This window comes from Wenxinia marina DSM 24838 (assembly GCF_000379485.1).
Classification (GTDB): domain Bacteria; phylum Pseudomonadota; class Alphaproteobacteria; order Rhodobacterales; family Rhodobacteraceae; genus Wenxinia; species Wenxinia marina.
Genome location: NZ_KB902316.1, coordinates 1 through 15,894, shown reverse-complemented (window position 1 = coordinate 15,894; position 15,894 = coordinate 1). Strand labels below are relative to the sequence as shown.

At 71.8% G+C, this 15,894-nt stretch carries 14 protein-coding genes; 11 read left to right on the top strand and 3 right to left on the bottom strand.

Going from position 1 to position 15,894, the window contains the following annotated elements; genetic code table 11:
• Window positions 1-276 precede the first annotated feature (276 nt).
• The 4 genes from ileS (at window position 277) to A37W_RS24680 (ending at window position 4,275) form a co-directional block, all read left to right on the top strand.
• On the top strand, window positions 277-3,213 hold the full coding sequence (gene ileS / locus A37W_RS0119895; protein WP_018304812.1) for an isoleucine--tRNA ligase: 2,937 nt from the start codon (window positions 277-279) through the stop codon (window positions 3,211-3,213).
• A gap of 18 nt (window positions 3,214-3,231) precedes the next feature.
• Window positions 3,232-3,486, top strand: coding sequence for a DUF3253 domain-containing protein (locus tag A37W_RS0119890; RefSeq protein WP_018304811.1), 255 nt, complete (start codon window positions 3,232-3,234; stop codon window positions 3,484-3,486).
• Window positions 3,483-3,845 (top strand): VOC family protein, encoded by a 363-nt coding sequence (locus A37W_RS0119885; RefSeq protein WP_018304810.1) that lies wholly within the window; start codon window positions 3,483-3,485, stop codon window positions 3,843-3,845. Before A37W_RS0119890 ends, A37W_RS0119885 begins: the two co-directional genes overlap by 4 nt.
• A 205-nt stretch (window positions 3,846-4,050) precedes the next feature.
• On the top strand, window positions 4,051-4,275 hold the full coding sequence (locus tag A37W_RS24680) for a methylated-DNA--[protein]-cysteine S-methyltransferase (protein ID WP_018304809.1): 225 nt from the start codon (window positions 4,051-4,053) through the stop codon (window positions 4,273-4,275).
• A gap of 192 nt (window positions 4,276-4,467) precedes the next feature.
• Here A37W_RS24680 and A37W_RS0119875 read toward each other — a convergent pair whose 3' ends face one another.
• The 3 genes from A37W_RS0119875 to A37W_RS0119865 are packed head-to-tail and all read right to left on the bottom strand — an operon-like array spanning window position 4,468 to window position 6,846.
• Window positions 4,468-5,166, bottom strand: a complete 699-nt coding sequence (locus tag A37W_RS0119875) for a CDP-alcohol phosphatidyltransferase family protein (protein ID WP_018304808.1) — start codon at window positions 5,164-5,166, stop codon at window positions 4,468-4,470.
• 55 nt (window positions 5,167-5,221) lie between these two features.
• On the bottom strand, window positions 5,222-6,136 hold the full coding sequence (locus A37W_RS0119870; protein WP_018304807.1) for a tyrosine recombinase XerC: 915 nt from the start codon (window positions 6,134-6,136) through the stop codon (window positions 5,222-5,224).
• A gap of 5 nt (window positions 6,137-6,141) precedes the next feature.
• Window positions 6,142-6,846 carry a DUF484 family protein gene (locus A37W_RS0119865; protein ID WP_018304806.1) on the bottom strand — a complete coding sequence of 235 codons (705 nt, stop codon included), beginning with the start codon at window positions 6,844-6,846 and terminating at the stop codon, window positions 6,142-6,144.
• Between the two features lie 501 nt (window positions 6,847-7,347).
• Between A37W_RS0119865 and A37W_RS0119860 the strand changes: the two genes are divergently transcribed.
• The 7 genes from A37W_RS0119860 to A37W_RS0119830 all read left to right on the top strand — a co-directional run bounded on the left by A37W_RS0119860 (window position 7,348) and on the right by A37W_RS0119830 (window position 15,786).
• Complete coding sequence (locus tag A37W_RS0119860) at window positions 7,348-8,253, top strand: AAA family ATPase (RefSeq protein WP_018304805.1); 906 nt, start codon at window positions 7,348-7,350, stop codon at window positions 8,251-8,253.
• Window positions 8,254-8,400: 147 nt separating this feature from the next.
• Window positions 8,401-8,868, top strand: coding sequence for a hypothetical protein (locus A37W_RS0119855; protein ID WP_018304804.1), 468 nt, complete (start codon window positions 8,401-8,403; stop codon window positions 8,866-8,868).
• 28 nt (window positions 8,869-8,896) lie between these two features.
• Entirely contained in the window at window positions 8,897-10,153 is a 1,257-nt protein-coding gene (locus A37W_RS0119850) for a vWA domain-containing protein (RefSeq protein ID WP_018304803.1), read from the top strand.
• Window positions 10,154-10,615: 462 nt separating this feature from the next.
• Window positions 10,616-11,575 carry an XdhC family protein gene (locus A37W_RS0119845; RefSeq protein WP_018304802.1) on the top strand — a complete coding sequence of 320 codons (960 nt, stop codon included), beginning with the start codon at window positions 10,616-10,618 and terminating at the stop codon, window positions 11,573-11,575.
• 7 nt (window positions 11,576-11,582) lie between these two features.
• A complete protein-coding gene (locus tag A37W_RS0119840; RefSeq protein ID WP_018304801.1) occupies window positions 11,583-12,569 on the top strand; it encodes a molybdopterin-binding protein in 987 nt (328 codons plus the stop codon).
• A 94-nt stretch (window positions 12,570-12,663) separates the two neighbouring features.
• Entirely contained in the window at window positions 12,664-13,155 is a 492-nt protein-coding gene (locus A37W_RS0119835; RefSeq protein ID WP_018304800.1) for a (2Fe-2S)-binding protein, read from the top strand.
• 198 nt (window positions 13,156-13,353) lie between these two features.
• Window positions 13,354-15,786: a xanthine dehydrogenase family protein molybdopterin-binding subunit gene (locus A37W_RS0119830; protein ID WP_018304799.1), complete on the top strand. Its 2,433-nt coding sequence runs from the start codon at window positions 13,354-13,356 to the stop codon at window positions 15,784-15,786.
• Window positions 15,787-15,894 lie beyond the last annotated feature (108 nt).

Genomic DNA, 15,894 nt, shown 5'->3' with positions numbered 1-15,894 from the left:
CGTCATGCGATTCGGCGGAGCGTCAAGGAGCTTCGCCCGGCTTCGCCGGCGCGCGTTCGCGCGTCCTTGACCCACCGCCGAATCGCGGCAGGGGCGCTTTACGGCGGGCGTCGGGAGGGGTATCGGGGGCGCATGACGGGATGGCCGCAGATCGCGCGAATTAGTCACCCGGCGGTCTGAGGCCGCCGGGACCCTCGGCCGCGCCGGTTCCCTCGCTGGACCCCGCGGGCCGCTTCTCCTAGACACCGCCCGACATCTGCCCGCGAGGACGCCCCCATGTGCGCCGACACCACCGCCCCGACCGTTCCCGACTACAAGGACACGCTGAACCTGCCCCGCACGGACTTTCCGATGCGCGCCGGGTTGCCCAAGCGCGAGCCCGACTGGCTGGCGCGCTGGGCGCGGATCGGCGTGTACGAGAAGCTGCGCCAGAAGGCGGGGCGGACGCCGTTCACCCTGCATGACGGTCCACCCTATGCGAACGGGAACCTGCATATCGGGCACGCGCTGAACAAGATCCTCAAGGACATGGTGGTGCGCAGCCAGCAGATGATGGGCCGCGACGCACGCTACATCCCGGGGTGGGACTGCCACGGGCTGCCGATCGAGTGGAAGATCGAGGAGCGGTACCGCGCCAAGGGGCAGGACAAGGACGCCGTCGACGTGGTGACGTTCCGGCAGGAATGCCGCCGCTTTGCCGAGGAGTGGGTCGACGTCCAGCGCGAGGAGTTCAAGCGGCTCGGCATCACCGGCACCTGGGACGATCCCTACCGGACGATGGACTTCCACGCCGAGCGGGTGATCGCCGAGGAATTCCAGACCTTCCTGATGAACGGACTGGTCTACCAGGGCTCCAAGCCGGTGATGTGGTCGCCGGTGGAGAAGACGGCGCTGGCCGAGGCGGAGGTGGAGTACCACGACCGCCAGACCGACGCGATCTGGGTTAAGTTCCCCGTCCACAAGGGCAAGGGGTCGGACACCGAATGGACCCACCGCACCACATACGTGGTGATCTGGACGACGACCCCCTGGACGATCCCGCAGAACCGCGCCGTCGCCTACGGGCCGGGGATCGAGTACGGGTCATACGAGGTGGTCGAGACGCCGGACGAGTGCTGGGCCCGCGTGGGCGACCGGCTGGTGATGGCCGACCGGCTCGCCGCCGAAGCCCTGGCGGCGATGCGCCTGACGCCCGAAATGGTGCGGCGCGTGTCGGCGGTGGAGGGCGAGGACCTGGCGCGCTGGGTCCTGCGCCATCCGCTGCACGGCGCCGAGGGCGCGGGCGGCGAGTGGGACTTCGACGTGCCGCTGCTGCCCGGCGACCACGTGACTGACGACGCCGGGACGGGCTTCGTCCATACGGCGCCGAGCCACGGCGACGACGACTATGCGCTCGGGCGGCAGTTCGGGCTGCCGATGACGTACAACATCGAGGCGGATTCGTCCTTCCGCGCCGACCTGCCGTTCTTCGGCGGCGAACGGGTGCTGAAGGACGACGGCAAGCCGGGCGGCGCGAACAAGGCGGTGATCGACAAGCTGGTCGGGGTCGGCGGACTGCTGGCGCGCAAGCGGATCACCATCTCGGACGCGCATTCCTGGCGGTCGAAGGCGCCGGTGATCCGGCTGAACCGGCCGCAATGGTTCGCCGCCATCGATCAGGAGGTCGGCGACGGACGGGACGAGTACGGCCGCACGATCCGCAGCCGGGCGCTGACGAGCATCGACGAGCTGGTCACCTGGACGCCGCGGTCGGGCCGCAACCGGCTGCATTCGATGATGGAGGCGCGGCCCGACTGGGTGCTGTCGCGCCAGCGCGCCTGGGGCGTGCCGCTGACCTGTTTCGTGAAAGTCGGGGCGTCTCCGGAGGACCCGAATTTCCTGCTCAGGTCGGAAAAGGTCAACGCGCGGATCCTCGAGGCGTTCGAGCAGGAGGGCGCGGACGCCTGGTACAAGGCCGGCGCGAAGGAGCGGTTCCTCGGCGACGACCACGACCCGGCCGCGTACGAGCAGGTCTTCGACATCCTCGACGTCTGGTTCGACAGCGGATCCACGCACGCCTTCGTCCTGCGCGACCGGCCGGACGGCAGCGAGGATGGGATCGCCGACCTGTACCTGGAAGGGACGGACCAGCATCGCGGTTGGTTCCATTCCTCGATGCTGCAGGCCTGCGGGACGATCGGGCGGGCGCCGTACCGGGGGGTGCTGACGCACGGCTTCACGCTCGACGAGAAGGGCATGAAGATGTCCAAGTCGCTCGGCAACATCATCGCCCCGCAGGCGGTGGTGGACCAGTACGGCGCGGACATCCTGCGCCTGTGGGTCGCGCAGACGGACTATACCGCCGACCAGCGGATCGGGCCGGAGATCCTGAAAGGCGTCGCCGACGGTTACCGGCGGCTGCGCAACACGATGCGCTTCCTGCTGGGCTCGCTGGCGGACTTCACGGAAGGAGACCGCACCGCGCCGGAGGAGATGCCCGAGCTGGAGCGGTGGGTGCTGCACCGGCTGGCGGAGCTCGATGAAGAGGTGCGCGCGGCGTACGATCGGTATGACTTCCAGGGGGCTTACCAGGCGATCTTCACCTTCGCGACGGTGGACCTGTCGGCGTTCTGGTTCGACGTCCGCAAGGACGCGCTCTACTGCGACGGCGACACGGCTCGGCGGCGCTCGGCGCGCACGGTGCTGGACCTGCTGTTCCACCGGCTGACGACCTGGCTGGCGCCGATCCTCGTCTTCACGATGGAGGAGGTCTGGCTGGAGCGGTTCCCGGGCGAAGACAGTTCGGTCCACCTGCAGGACATCCCGGAGACGCCGGCAGGCTGGCGCGACGAGGCGCTGGCGGCGAAGTGGGCCACCGTGCGCCGGGTGCGGCGGGCGGTGACCGGGGCGCTGGAGGTGGCGCGGCGGGACAAGGTGATCGGCGCGAGCCTCGAGGCGGCGCCGTTCGTCCACGTGACGCCCGACGTGGCCGAGGTGCTGGAGACGGTGGCCTTCGACGACCTGTGCATCACCTCGGGCATCCACGTCACCACCGATCCGGCGCCGCAGGATGCCTTCCGGGCCGAGGGCGTGGCGGACGTCGCCGTGGTCTTCGCGCCCGCCGACGGCGAGAAGTGCCAGCGCTGCTGGAAGATCCTCCCCGACGTCGGCGCCCACGCCCATCCCGGCGTCTGCGGCCGGTGCGACGCGGCGCTGACGGAACAGGGGCTCTGAGGCGGCCGTTCGGCGGCCATGGACGACGAGATCGCCGAGACGCTGATGCGCCTCGCCCGGGACCGGGCGGGGCGGACCTTCTGCCCGTCCGAGGCGGCGCGGGCGCTGGCGGAGGACTGGCGGCAGCTGATGGACGACGTGCGGCGGGTGGCGGCGACGCTGCCGCTCGTCGCGACGCAGGGCGGGGCGCCGGTCGATCCGGTGACGGCCAGGGGACCAATCCGGCTGGCGCTTGACGACGGGGCCGGCGGGGCGCAGCCTCCGCTCCCATGAGCTACAAGCCCGACGGCTACACCGACCTCGCGCCCTACCTGCTGCTCGCCGATCCGGCGGCGGAACTGCGGTTCTGCGAGGAGGTGCTGGGCGGCGAACGCCTCCGCGTCTTCGAGGAGGACGGGCGCATCGGCCATGCCGAGGTGCGGATCGGCGATACGGTGCTGATGCTCGCCGGCTTCGAGGGGCCGCCGGCGATGGTGCACCTCTACCTGCCCGACCCCGACGCCGCGTTCGCCCGCGCCGTCGCGGCCGGGGCCGAGGTGCTGCAGCCGATGATGGAGAAGGACGACGGCGACCGCCGCGGCGGCGTGCGCAGCCCGGCCGGGACGCAATGGTACTTCGCCCGCCAGGTTTGAGGGGCTCGCAGCCGACGCCGGTGGGCGACGTCTGGGTCGAGGTGTCCGACGGACGGGTGACGCGGTCCGGATGGGGCCGGGCGGACCCCGGGGCGGACGATCCGATCCTCTCCGAGGCGCTGGACCAGCTCGCCGCCTATTTCGACGGCCGCCTCACCGCCTTCACCTGGAGGGCGACGGCCTGCCCGCGCGGGTGCGCCGGGCGATGGCGGCGATTCCGTTCGGCCGGACCCGCAGCTACGGCGAGATCGCGGCCGAGGTGGGCGCGCCGGCGCAGGCGGTGGGGCAGGCGTGCGGCGGCAACCTGCTGCCGATCCTGGTGCCCTGCCACCGGGTGCTGGGGACCGGGACGCTCGGCGGCTTCTCGGTGCCGGGCGGGGTGGAGACGAAGGTCTGGCTGCTGCGCCACGAGGGCGCGATGCTGGTGTGACGTGGAACGGCGCCCCCCTTCTCCCTCTCATCGAGCCATCAATATCCCAGGGGGTCCGGGGGACTGGTCCCCCGGTCGGTCCGCCGCTGGCGGCGAACCGATCTCCCGCCTCCCCGCCGCAGCCTCAGCCTCGAGAAGTCTCGACACGCCCGCCGTCGCGCCGCCGCGGCATGGGGTCCCCACCGGGCGGCGCTATCCCGCCTTGCCGTGGATCAGCTGTTGCACCGCTCCGGCGGAGAGCAGGTAGATCGACGTCACCGCCAGTCCCCAGATCGCCCAGCTCTGCGGGTGGAAGTCCACCCACGCCGCCCAGCCGGCGAAGACCACCCAGGCCAGCGCCATCGGCAGAGTCAGCATCCGCCAGCGCTGCGTCCGGACCGGGTGCACGAACTTGATCGGCAGGAACATCGCGAGCGTCAGCACCGCAACGACGGCGAGGATGATCCAGTAGTTCGGCTTCAGCGCGAACATGACGAGGACGACCATGTTCCAGCAGCCGGGAAAGCCGGAGAAGCTCTTGTCCGCCGTCTTCATCCGCGTGTCGGCGAAGTAGAGGGCCGAGCCGTAGGCGATTACCAGCACCGCCACCCAGCCGGACCAGCCGGGCAGCAGATCGGGATGCTTGAACAGCGCGTAGGCGGGGATGAAGACGTAGGTCAGGTAGTCGATGATGAGGTCGAGGAGGACGCCATCGAAGACCGGCGCGTTCTTCTCCACGTCGTACTTGCGGGCCAGCGGGCCGTCGACGCCGTCCACCGCGAAGGCGACGACGAGCCAGAGGAACATCAGGCTCCAGTCCAGCTGCACGGCGGCCAGCATCGAGAGCATCGCGAAGATGGCTCCGGTGCCGGTCAGGAGGTGGACGGAAAGGGCCTTGGCGCGGATGTCCATCGGACTGTCATGCCGGATCGGGGGCCGGAGGGAAACCCCCGCCGGCCGGTGGCTGTCACGCGCGGGGATGGGCGCGGTCGTAGATCTCCATCAGCCGCGCGGTGTCGACGGCGGTGTAGGCCTGCGTGGTGGAGAGCGAGGCGTGGCCCAGCAGCTCCTGGATCGCGCGCAGGTCGCCGCCGGCGGACAGCAGGTGCGTGGCGAAGGAATGGCGCAGGGCGTGGGGCGTGGCGCTGGCGGGCAGGCCGAGGCGCAGGCGAGTCCGCTCCATCGCCTTCTGCACGAGGCGCGGGTTGAGCGCGCCGCCGCGGGCGCCGCGGAACAGGGGGGTGCCGGACTCGGCCGGGAAGGGACAGGCCCGCAGGTACGCCTCGACCGCCGCGCGGGCGGCGGGCAGGACGGGCACCAGCCGCTCCTTGCCGCCCTTGCCGCGGATGCGCAGCGGGTCGGGCAGGGGCACATCGTCCCCGGTCAGCGACAGCGCCTCGGAGATCCGCAGCCCGCAGCCGTAGAGGAGCGTGACGACCGCCGCGTCGCGAGCGGCGATCCAGGGCTCCGACGCGTCGAACTCCACGTCGGTGATGACGGCGCGGGCGGCGTCCTCGCTGAGCGGGCGGGGCAGGGCGCGGCGGAAGCGGGGGGCGCGGGTGGACAGGATCGCGGTCGGCTCGAACCCCTCGCGCTCGGCCAGCCAGCGGGTGAAGGTCTTCACCGCCGACAGGGCACGGGCGAGGGAGCGGGCGCCGACGCCGCGGCCGCGCTCGTGCGCCATCCAGGCGCGCATGTCCGATACGCCGAGACGGCCGATCGCGGCGGTTCCCTCAGCGCCGCCGTGGTGGATCGCGATGAACTTGAGGAACGCCGCCACGTCGCTGGCATAGGCGCGCAGCGTGTTCACGCTCGCGCCCTTCAGCGCCGCCTCGTGGTCGAGCCAGCGCTTCAGTGCATCGGACTGGGCGGGGGCAAGCACCGCCGTCAGGCCAGCCAGCGGCGCATCGCCCGTTCGAACACGCCGGTGAAGAAGGCGAGCAGGTCGGTACCCTGCTGCGGGCTGAAGAGGTGCGGATCCTCGGAGCCCATCGCCAGCATGCCCGGCACCGTGTTCGGCCCGAAATCGAGCAGCAGGCACGCCTCGGAGCGGATGGAGGCGTGCCGCTCTCCGTAGAGGCGGCCGTCGGCGGGCTGGACCTGGCGCAGGGTCACCTGCCGCAGTGCGTTCGGGCGGCCGTGTGCGACGTAGTCCTCGATGAAGCCGGCCGGCCGCACGGCGAGGACGTTGCCCAGCCGCTCCAGCGCCGGGTCGCCCTCGTCGGGCCCCTCGAGGACGAGGCGCATGGCGTCGACCCGCAGGATCATCGCCACCTCGGTCGCGAGATCGCGCAGGAACACCTCGAAGCGGTTGGCGTCCAGCAGGCGCAGGATCGCGCGGTGGATCTGGTTGGTGCCGGCGAGGTTGTCGTAGGCCGCGGCGATGACCGAGCGGTGGGTGTCCTCCAGCCGGTCGAGCCGGGCCTCCAGCCGCTCCATCGCGATGCCGCGCAGGTCGACGATGTTGTGGCCGAGGGCGCGTTCGTTGGCGGCGACGAGGGCGCGCATGATGTCGGCATCCTCGAGGACGGCGTCGGGATCTGCGATGATGCGGTCGCGGAGGCCCGCGTCCAGCTGTGGGATGCTGCTCATGTCTGTCCTGCTCGTTTGCCTCGTGCGGGCGCGTCTGCGGCGCCCTTTGGCGGATTTGTGCCGCGAGGGCGCGCGTCGCGCAAGCGGCCGCGGGGGCGGCAGGCGGGGGCGTGGCACGGCGGCGACACGCGGGACCGGGCCGGCTCTTGCAGGGCGAAGGGCTGGGGCTGGCCGCGGACGGACGCTCCGACGGTGGTGATCCGCGTTTCGTTCCGGCTCCCCGCACGACACCGGGGCGTTCCGCAGGTGGCGGGAAAGCGTCTGGCCGGGGGCGGCCGGACGCTGCCCCGGCCGATTCGCGGCTGGTTGACCTTTCGGAGGACGTCACAAATTGCCGAAATCCTCGAGGGGCCGGCCTTCCGTCGGCGACTCGACAGAAGGCGGCCACGGCCAGTCCCGGCCTGCCGGGGTCCTGCCGCAGATGCCCCCTCCGCTGCGCGCACCAGCGGCCTTGACCTCCGGCCGGCCCGTCTGTCCACCTGTCGCCGAGGGAGGCGCACCATGGAAATCGACAGCATCGACGCCGTGCAGGAGCTGCTGGCGGGTCAGGGCTACGTCTGCGGGCGGCCGCTGGGGACCGTCGCCTTTCTCGCGCTGCGACTGGGACGGCCGCTGTTCCTCGAGGGCGAGGCGGGGACCGGCAAGACCGAGGTCGCCAAGGCGCTGGCCGGCGCGCTGGGCCGCCGCCTCATCCGCCTGCAATGCTACGAGGGGCTCGGGACGGCAGAGGCGGTGGCGGAGTGGAACTTCGCCGCCCAGATGGTCGCGATCCGCGCGGCAGAGGCGGCGGGCACCGATGCCCAGCACCTGAAGTCGGAGCTGTTCTCGGAGGAATACCTCATCGAGCGCCCTCTCCTGCAGGCGATGCGGCCGCAGGACGGCGGCGCGCCCGTGCTGCTGATCGACGAGATCGATCGCACCGACGAGCCGTTCGAGGCGTTCCTGCTGGAGGCTCTGTCGGACTTCCAGGTCACGATCCCCGAGCTCGGCACCATCCGCGCGCCCGAGCCGCCGATCGTCGTCCTCACCTCCAACCGCACCCGCGAGGTCCATGACGCGCTGAAGCGACGGTGCCTCTACCACTGGGTCGACTACCCCTCGTTCGAGCGCGAGATGGAAATCCTCTCGGCCCGCGTGCCCGAGGCGAAGGGCACGCTCAGTCGCGAGGTGGTCGCCTTCGTCCAGCGGCTGCGCGCCGAGGATCTGTTCAAGCGTCCGGGCGTCGCCGAGACGATCGACTGGGCCAAGTGCCTGCTGGCGCTCGACGCGGTCGCGCTGTCGCCCGAGGTGATCGCCGACACGCTGGGCGCGATCCTGAAGTACCAGGACGACATCCAGCGGGTCGAGGGGTCGGTCGCAAAGGCGGTGCTCGACGATGCGCGGGCGCGGCTGGCGACCGAAGGCTGATGCGCCCGGGCGTGGCGGACGGGTCGGGTTCTCCGGACTTCGCGGTTTCCGCGCGGTCAGCGATATTGACTATCAGTCTCGGCGGAAACACGCTCACGCGCATTCGACGCCGGGGAGGGTGTCGTCTTGAATCGAGGAGAAGAGAAGATGTTTTCCAAGTTGCTCGCGGCCGTCGGCCTCGTCGCCGCCGTCGCCGCGGCGCCCGCCGCCGCCTGCCCGAACTGGCAGGCCGCGCCCTATTTCGGGCAGATCGACCTCTACGCCGGCTTCCAGCCCGATCCCTACGTGCGGAACATCACGGCAGGCGGGACCAACAACCTCAGCGGGTGCGGTGCGCCCGGCTGGGCCGGCTTCGTCACCTCGCGCCCCGATTTCGACCTCTACTGGAACGGGTCGTCCTCGCAGCTGACGATCGCGGTGGTGTCGGGGGCGGACGCCGTGCTGCTGGTGAACGCGCCGGACGGGTCGTGGCACTACAACGACGATTACCGCGGCACCAACCCGGCGATCACGTTCTACAACCCGCAGCCGGGCCTCTACGACATCTGGATCGGCTCCTACGACGGCTCGCGCCGGAACCCGGGCCAGCTGATCTTCACCGAGTACAACTACTGAGCCTGCGGGCGCAGCGCGGGGCGGCGGCGTGAGCGCGCTGCCGCCCCTCGACATTCCCCAGGACGGGCGCCTGCCGGACAACATCGTCTGGTTCGCCCGGGCCCTGCGCAAGGCGGGTCTGCCGATCGGCCCGGGGCGCATCGCCGACGCGATCCGCGCGGTCGAGGCGGCGGGCTTCACCTCGCGCCAGGATTTCTACTGGACGCTCCACGCCAGCTTCGTCTCGCGGCCCGAGCACCGGGCGGTGTTCTCCGAGATCTTCCGCCTGTTCTGGCGCGATCCCCGCTACCTCGAGCACATGATGGCGATGCTGACGCCGATGGTGCGCGGCACGCAGGAGGAAAGCCGCGCGAAGGCCGGGGCCAAGCGGGCGGCGGAGTCGCTGCTGGACGGCGCCGACCGGGCGGTGGAGCGGGCGCAGGAGAAGGAGGACGAGGCGCAGCTGGAGATCGACGCCAGCCTCACCGCCTCCTCCGAGGAACGCCTGCGGACGCTCGACTTCGAGCAGATGGGCGCGGCCGAGATGGCCCAGGCGCGGGCGATGCTGGCGCGGCTGACGCTGCCGGTGCCGCCGGTGCCGACCCGCCGCACCGAGGCGGGGCGCGGGCGCGCCGTGGACTGGCGGCGGACGATGCGGACGGCGGTGCGGACCGGCGGCGAGGTCGGGGCGCTGGCGACCCGGCGGCCGCGCGAGCGCTGGCCGAACCTCGTCGTGCTGTGCGACATCTCGGGCTCGATGAGCCACTACTCCCGAGCGGTGCTTCACTTCGTGCACGCGGTCGCCAACGCCAAGGGGCAGGGCTGGGCGCAGGTGCACGCCTTCACCTTCGGCACCCGCCTCACCAACATCACCCGGCACATGCGCACCCGCGACGTCGACGCCGCGCTCGCCGCGGCGGGGGCGGAGGCGCAGGACTGGTCGGGCGGCACGCGGATCGGCGCGGCGGTCCGCGCCTTCAATCGCGACTGGTCGCGGCGGGTGCTGGGGCAGGGCGCGGTGGTGCTGCTGATCACCGACGGGCTGGACCGCGATCCCGGCGCCGGGCTCGGGGCGGCGATGGAGCGGCTGCGCCTGTCGGCGCGGTCGGTGATCTGGCTGAACCCGCTGCTGCGCTGGGATGGGTTCGAGCCGCGGGCGCGGGGGGTGCGGGAGATCCTGCCGCACGTGACGCACCTGCGTGCGGGGAACTCGGTGGCGTCGCTGGAGGGGCTGGCGGCGGCGCTGGCGGACCCGGGGGCGGGGGGAGACCTGCAACGGATCCGGCGGCTGGCGCGGGAGGGGTGAGGCTTCGGTGTGCCGTCGTTCAGGGCTGGCAGGGAGCAGGTGAAAAGGAAGGGCGGCGTCTGGCCGGGGGCAGACGCTCCGACGATGCGGCAGGGGCGCTTCATGGTGCGGCTCCGCACGACGTCGATCGTCTCGCAGGTGGTGAGGAAGCGTCTGGGGGGGGGGGGGGGGCCAGACGCTGCCCGGGCCGCTGGCGCGGCTGAGTCCGGGCGGGTCGGTCTTGAGAGCGGATCCTCCCCTCGGCCCCGTCCCGGGCTTGACCCGGGACCTCGATGGACCGGGAGCGCCTTGTGACCGCGGGGCCCCGGGTCAAGCCCGGGGCGGGTGAACGCGGAGCGGGACCATCTCCTCCACGGGCGACCCGCGCGACAGGCCGTCCACCACAGCCGTCAACCCGCCGTCGCCTCCCCTTTCCGTCCCCCACCGACAGGCCTAGTCTCCGCCGGCAAGGAGGCCTCGAACATGGACGACATTCCCGCACTCGCGCTCGACTGGCATCGCTCCGGCCGGGGCGCGGCCATCGCGACGGTGGTCGAGACCTGGGGCAGCGCCCCGCGGCCGGTCGGCAGCCAGCTGGTCGTCGACGGGGAGGGCGCGATGGAGGGCTCGGTCTCGGGCGGGTGCGTCGAGGGGGCGGTGATCGTCGAGGCGATCGACTCGCTCTCGGATGGCAAGCCGCGGCTGCTCACCTTCGGCGTCAGCGACGACGAGGCCTTTGCCGTCGGCCTCGCCTGCGGCGGCACGATCCGCGTGCTGGTGGAGCCGGTGGGGACGGTCCTGCCCGAGGCGCTGCTGGCCGAGCTGGCGGAGGCGCGGGCGGCGCGGCGGGCGGTGGCCTATGTCGCCGACCTCGAGGGCCCGGACAGGCGCCTGGCGGGGCGCGGTGACTATCCCGACCGGTTCCGCATGGACCGCTCGGGGACCGAGGAGGACGGGCGCACCTTCGTCGCGATCCACAACCCACCGCTGCGGATGGTGATCGTCGGCGCTGTCCACATCGCGCAGGCGCTGGTGCCGATGGCGAAGATTGCCGGCTACGACGTGACGGTGATCGACCCCCGGCCCGCCTTCGGCTCGGCCGCGCGGCTGCCGGACGTGCCGATCCTGGAGGACTGGCCCGACGAGGCGCTGGCGCAGCACGGGCTGGACGCGCGGACCTGCGTGGTGACGCTGACCCACGATCCCAAGCTGGACGACCCGGCGATCCGGGCGGCGCTGGGGTCGGAGGTGTTCTACCTCGGCTGCCTGGGCTCCACCCGCACACACGCCAGGCGCGTCGCGCGGCTGGAGGGGGCGGGGTTCGACGCAAGCACGATCCAGCGCATCCACGCGCCGGTCGGCCTCGACATCGGGGCGCGGTCGCCGGCGGAGATCGCGGTGTCGGTGCTGGCGCAGATCACGCAGACGCTGCGCAAGGGATGACCTGCCGATGAGGTTCGGACCGGTCCCCCTGGACGAGGCGGAGGGCGCGATCCTCGCCCATTCCGCGCAGCTGCCGGACGGCCGGCTGAAGAAGGGCGCGGCGCTGGGCCCGGACGAGATCGAGCGCCTGCGGGCGGCGGGGCGAAGCGAGGTCATCACGGCGCGGCTGGAGGCGGGGGACGTCGGCGAGGACGAGGCCGCGGCGCGGATCGCGCGGGCGGTCGCGGGCGCGAGGATGGAAGTGCGGCCGGCGGCGACCGGGCGGGTGAACCTCCATGCCGGGGTGCGGGGCGTCGCGGCGATCGACGCGGCGGCGGTGGACCGGCTGAACGCGGTGCATCCGATGATCACCCTCGCCACTGTGCCGGAATGGCAGCGGCTGGACGAAGGTGCGATGGCGGCGACGGTGAAGATCATCGCCTACGGCGTGCCGGAAGAGGCGGTCGCGGCGGCGGAGGAGGCGGGGCGCGGAGCGCTGGCGATGCGGCCGGTGCAGGTCGGCTCGGCCCGGCTGATCCAGACGGTGGTGGCGGGCGCGGAGCGGCCCGGCAAGTCGGCTGCCGTCGCGGGACGCTGCGAGGCGCTGGGCATCGCGACGCTGGACGAGACGGTGGTCCCCCACGAGACCGACGCACTCGCCGCCGCGCTGGCGGAGGAGAAGACGGCGGAGCTGATCCTCATCCTCACCGGCTCGGCGACCTCGGACATCGCCGACGTGGCGCCCGCCGCGGTGATCGCGGCGGGCGGGACGGTGGAGCATTTCGGGATGCCGGTCGATCCCGGCAACCTGCTCTTCGTGGGGCGGCTGGACGGCCGGCCGGTGATCGGCCTGCCGGGCTGCGCCCGCTCTCCCGCCCGCAACGGCGCGGACTGGGTGCTGGAGCGCATCGCCTGCGGCGTCCCGGTCGGGCGGGATGAGATCACGGCGATGGGCGTCGGTGGACTGCTGAAGGAGATTCCGCAACGGGGCCGGCCGCGGGAGCCGAAGCGCTGAGACGCGCGGCGGGCGGCTCTCGCACCGCGGTGACTTCCCAAGCGGCGGCGGGCGTGTTTCAGTAGCGCCGAAAGACGGCACGAGGGAGGATTCCATGCCCAAGGTCAGCATGGTGGTGAACGGCGAGGCGGCGACCGGCGAGGTCGAGGGCCGCACGCTTCTGGTGGATTTCCTGCGCGGCTCGCTGCGCCTGACGGGGACGCATGTCGGCTGCGACACGTCCCAGTGCGGCGCCTGCGTCGTGCACGTGAACGGCGAGGCGGTGAAGGCCTGCTCGATCTTCGCGGCCGAGTGCGAGGGCGCGGAGGTGAAGACGATCGAGGGGATGGCGAACGCCGACGGCTCGCTCTCGACCATTCAGCAGGCCTTCCAGGACCATCACGGCCTGCAATGCGGCTTCTGCACGCCGGGCATGGTGATGTCGGCGGCGGCGCTGCTGAAGGACAACCCCAAGCCGACCGAGGCCGAGGTGCGGCACTACCTCGAGGGCAACCTCTGCCGCTGCACGGGCTACCACAACATCGTCAAGGCGGTGCTGGCGGCGTCCGGGCAGGAGGTCGGCGGCGCGGCGGTGGCGGCGGAGTAATTCGGCTCCGGCCCTGACGGGCCGGNCCCGCCGGGGCGCTGCCCCGGACCCCGGGACATTTATGGCTCGATGAGAGGGAGGAGTGGCTCTCTCGGGCAGGTGCCGGAGCGAGACGACGGCGGGCGCAAGCAGGGGAGGCGGCGCCGGCCGGGGCCAGACGACAGGGGGCAGCGCGCCCCGCCGAGGGAGGAGACTTGGATGCCGAAGGATGCGGGGATCGGGGCCAGCCCGAAGCGGAGGGAGGACGTGCGCTTCCTGACCGGGCGGGGGCAGTACACCGACGACATCGACCTCGCCGGTCAGCTGTACGTGCATTTCGTCCGCTCGGACGTGGCGCACGGGACGATCGAGGGGATCGACACGAGCGCGGCGGCCGCGATGCCGGGCGTGGTGCGGATCTTCACCGGCGCCGACTTCGAGGGCGTGGGCGGGCTGCCCTGCGGCTGGCAGGTGACCGACCGCCACGGCGAGGTGATGCAGGAGCCGGGGCACCCGGTGCTGGCGCGCGGCAAGGTGCGCCATGTCGGCGACCCCTACGCCGCCGTCGTGGCGAAGAGCCGGTCGCAGGCACGCGACGCGGCCGAGGCGATCGAGGCGACCATCACCGAACTGCCGGCCGTGGTCGACATGGCCGCCGCGCTGGCGGACGGCGCGCCCAAGGTGCACGACGACCTGACGTCGAACCTCTGCTACGACTGGGGCTTCGTCGAGGACAACCGCGACAAGGTGGACGAGGCGATCCGCTCGGCGGCGCACGTCACGACGCTCGAGCTGAAGAACAACCGCCTCGTCGCGAACCCGATGGAGCCGCGGGTGGCGGTGGGCGACTACAACCCGGCGACGGGGGAGTCCACGCTCTACACCACCTCGCAGAACCCGCACGTGATCCGCCTGCTGATGGGCGCCTTCGTCCTCGGCATCCCCGAGCACAAGCTGCGGGTCGTCGCGCCGGACGTCGGCGGCGGCTTCGGCACCAAGATCTTCCACTATGCCGAAGAGGCGTTCTGCACCTTCGCCGCGAAGGAGCTGAAGAAGCCGGTGAAGTGGACGTCCACGCGGTCCGAGGCCTTCATGTCGGACGCGCACGGGCGCGACCACGTCACGAAGATCGAGCTGGCGCTGGACGCGGACAACAATTTCACCGCCGTGCGCACCTCGACGATGGCGAACATGGGGGCGTATCTCAGTACCTTCGCGCCGTCGGTGCCGACCTGGCTGCACGGGACGCTGATGGCGGGCAACTACCGCACGCCGCTGGTCTACGTGAATGTCAGGGCGGTGTTCACCAACACCGTGCCCGTCGATGCCTACCGCGGCGCGGGCCGGCCCGAGGCCACGTTCCAGCTGGAGCGGGTGATCGACAAGGCGGCGCGCGAGCTGGGCGTCGATCCGATCGCGCTGCGGCGCCAGAACTTCGTCAAGGCCGACCAGTTCCCGTACCAGACGCCGGTCGCGGTGGTCTACGACACCGGCAATTACGACGCGACGATGGACGTGCTGGAGCGGATCGGCGACCTCGCCGGGTTCGAGGCGCGCCGCAAGGAGAGCGAGGCGAAGGGGCTGCTGCGCGGCCTCGGCGTGAACTGCTACATCGAGGCGTGCGGCATCGCGCCGTCCAACCTCGTCGGGCAGCTCGGCGCCCGCGCCGGCCTCTACGACGCGGCGACGGTGCGGGTGAACGCCACCGGCTCGATCAGCGTGATGGTCGGTGCGCACAGCCACGGGCAGGGGCACGAGACGACGTTCCCGCAGGTCCTGGCCGAGATGATCGGGATCGGCGAGGACCAGATCGAGATCGTCCACGGCGATACCTCCAAGATCCCGTTCGGGATGGGCACCTACGGCTCGCGCTCCATCGCGGTCTGCGGCAGCGCCATGGTGCGCGCGACCGAGAAGATCATCCGCAAGGCGAAGAAGATCGCGGCGCACCTGCTGGAGGCCGATGCCGGCGACATCGAGCTGAAGGACGGCAAGTTCAGCGTCGCGGGCACCGACAAGTCGGTGGACTGGTCTGGCGTCACGCTCGCCGCCTACGTGCCGCACAACTACCCGCTGGAGGATATCGAGCCGGGGCTGGAGGAGACGGCGTTCTACGACCCGGCGAACTTCACCTACCCGGCGGGCGCCTATGCCTGCGAGGTGGAGGTGGACCCCGAGACCGGCAAGGTGACGATCCAGCGCTTCGCCGCGGCGGACGATTTCGGCAACGTCATCAACCCGATGATCGTCGAGGGCCAGGTCCATGGCGGGCTGGCGCAGGGGATCGGGCAGGCGCTGCTCGAGAATTGCGCCTACGACGAGACCGGGCAGCTTATCTCGGCCAGCTACATGGACTACGCGATGCCGCGGGCGGACGACGTTCCGTTCTACAGCGTCGACCACTCGGCCGCGACGCCCTGCACGCACAACCCGCTGGGCGTGAAGGGCTGCGGCGAGGCGGGGGCGATCGGCTCGCCGCCGGCGGTGGTGAATGCGGTGATCGACGCATTGGCCTCGGGCGGCAAGTCCGTGGGCCATATCGACATGCCGCTGTCGCCGGCCCGGGTCTGGGCGGCGATGGCGGGCGCGGACACGCCGGACGGGGCGAGCGAGGGTGCGGCGGACCGCTCTCTCGGCGGCGCGGCGCACTGACGGATCGGGGGGCGGGTCCGGCGGTTCCCGCCGGACCCGCGGAGGTATTTGAGGCAAGATAGGGGACAGGGCGGGGCTCCCTGTTCCGGGAACGACGGCGCAAAAGCG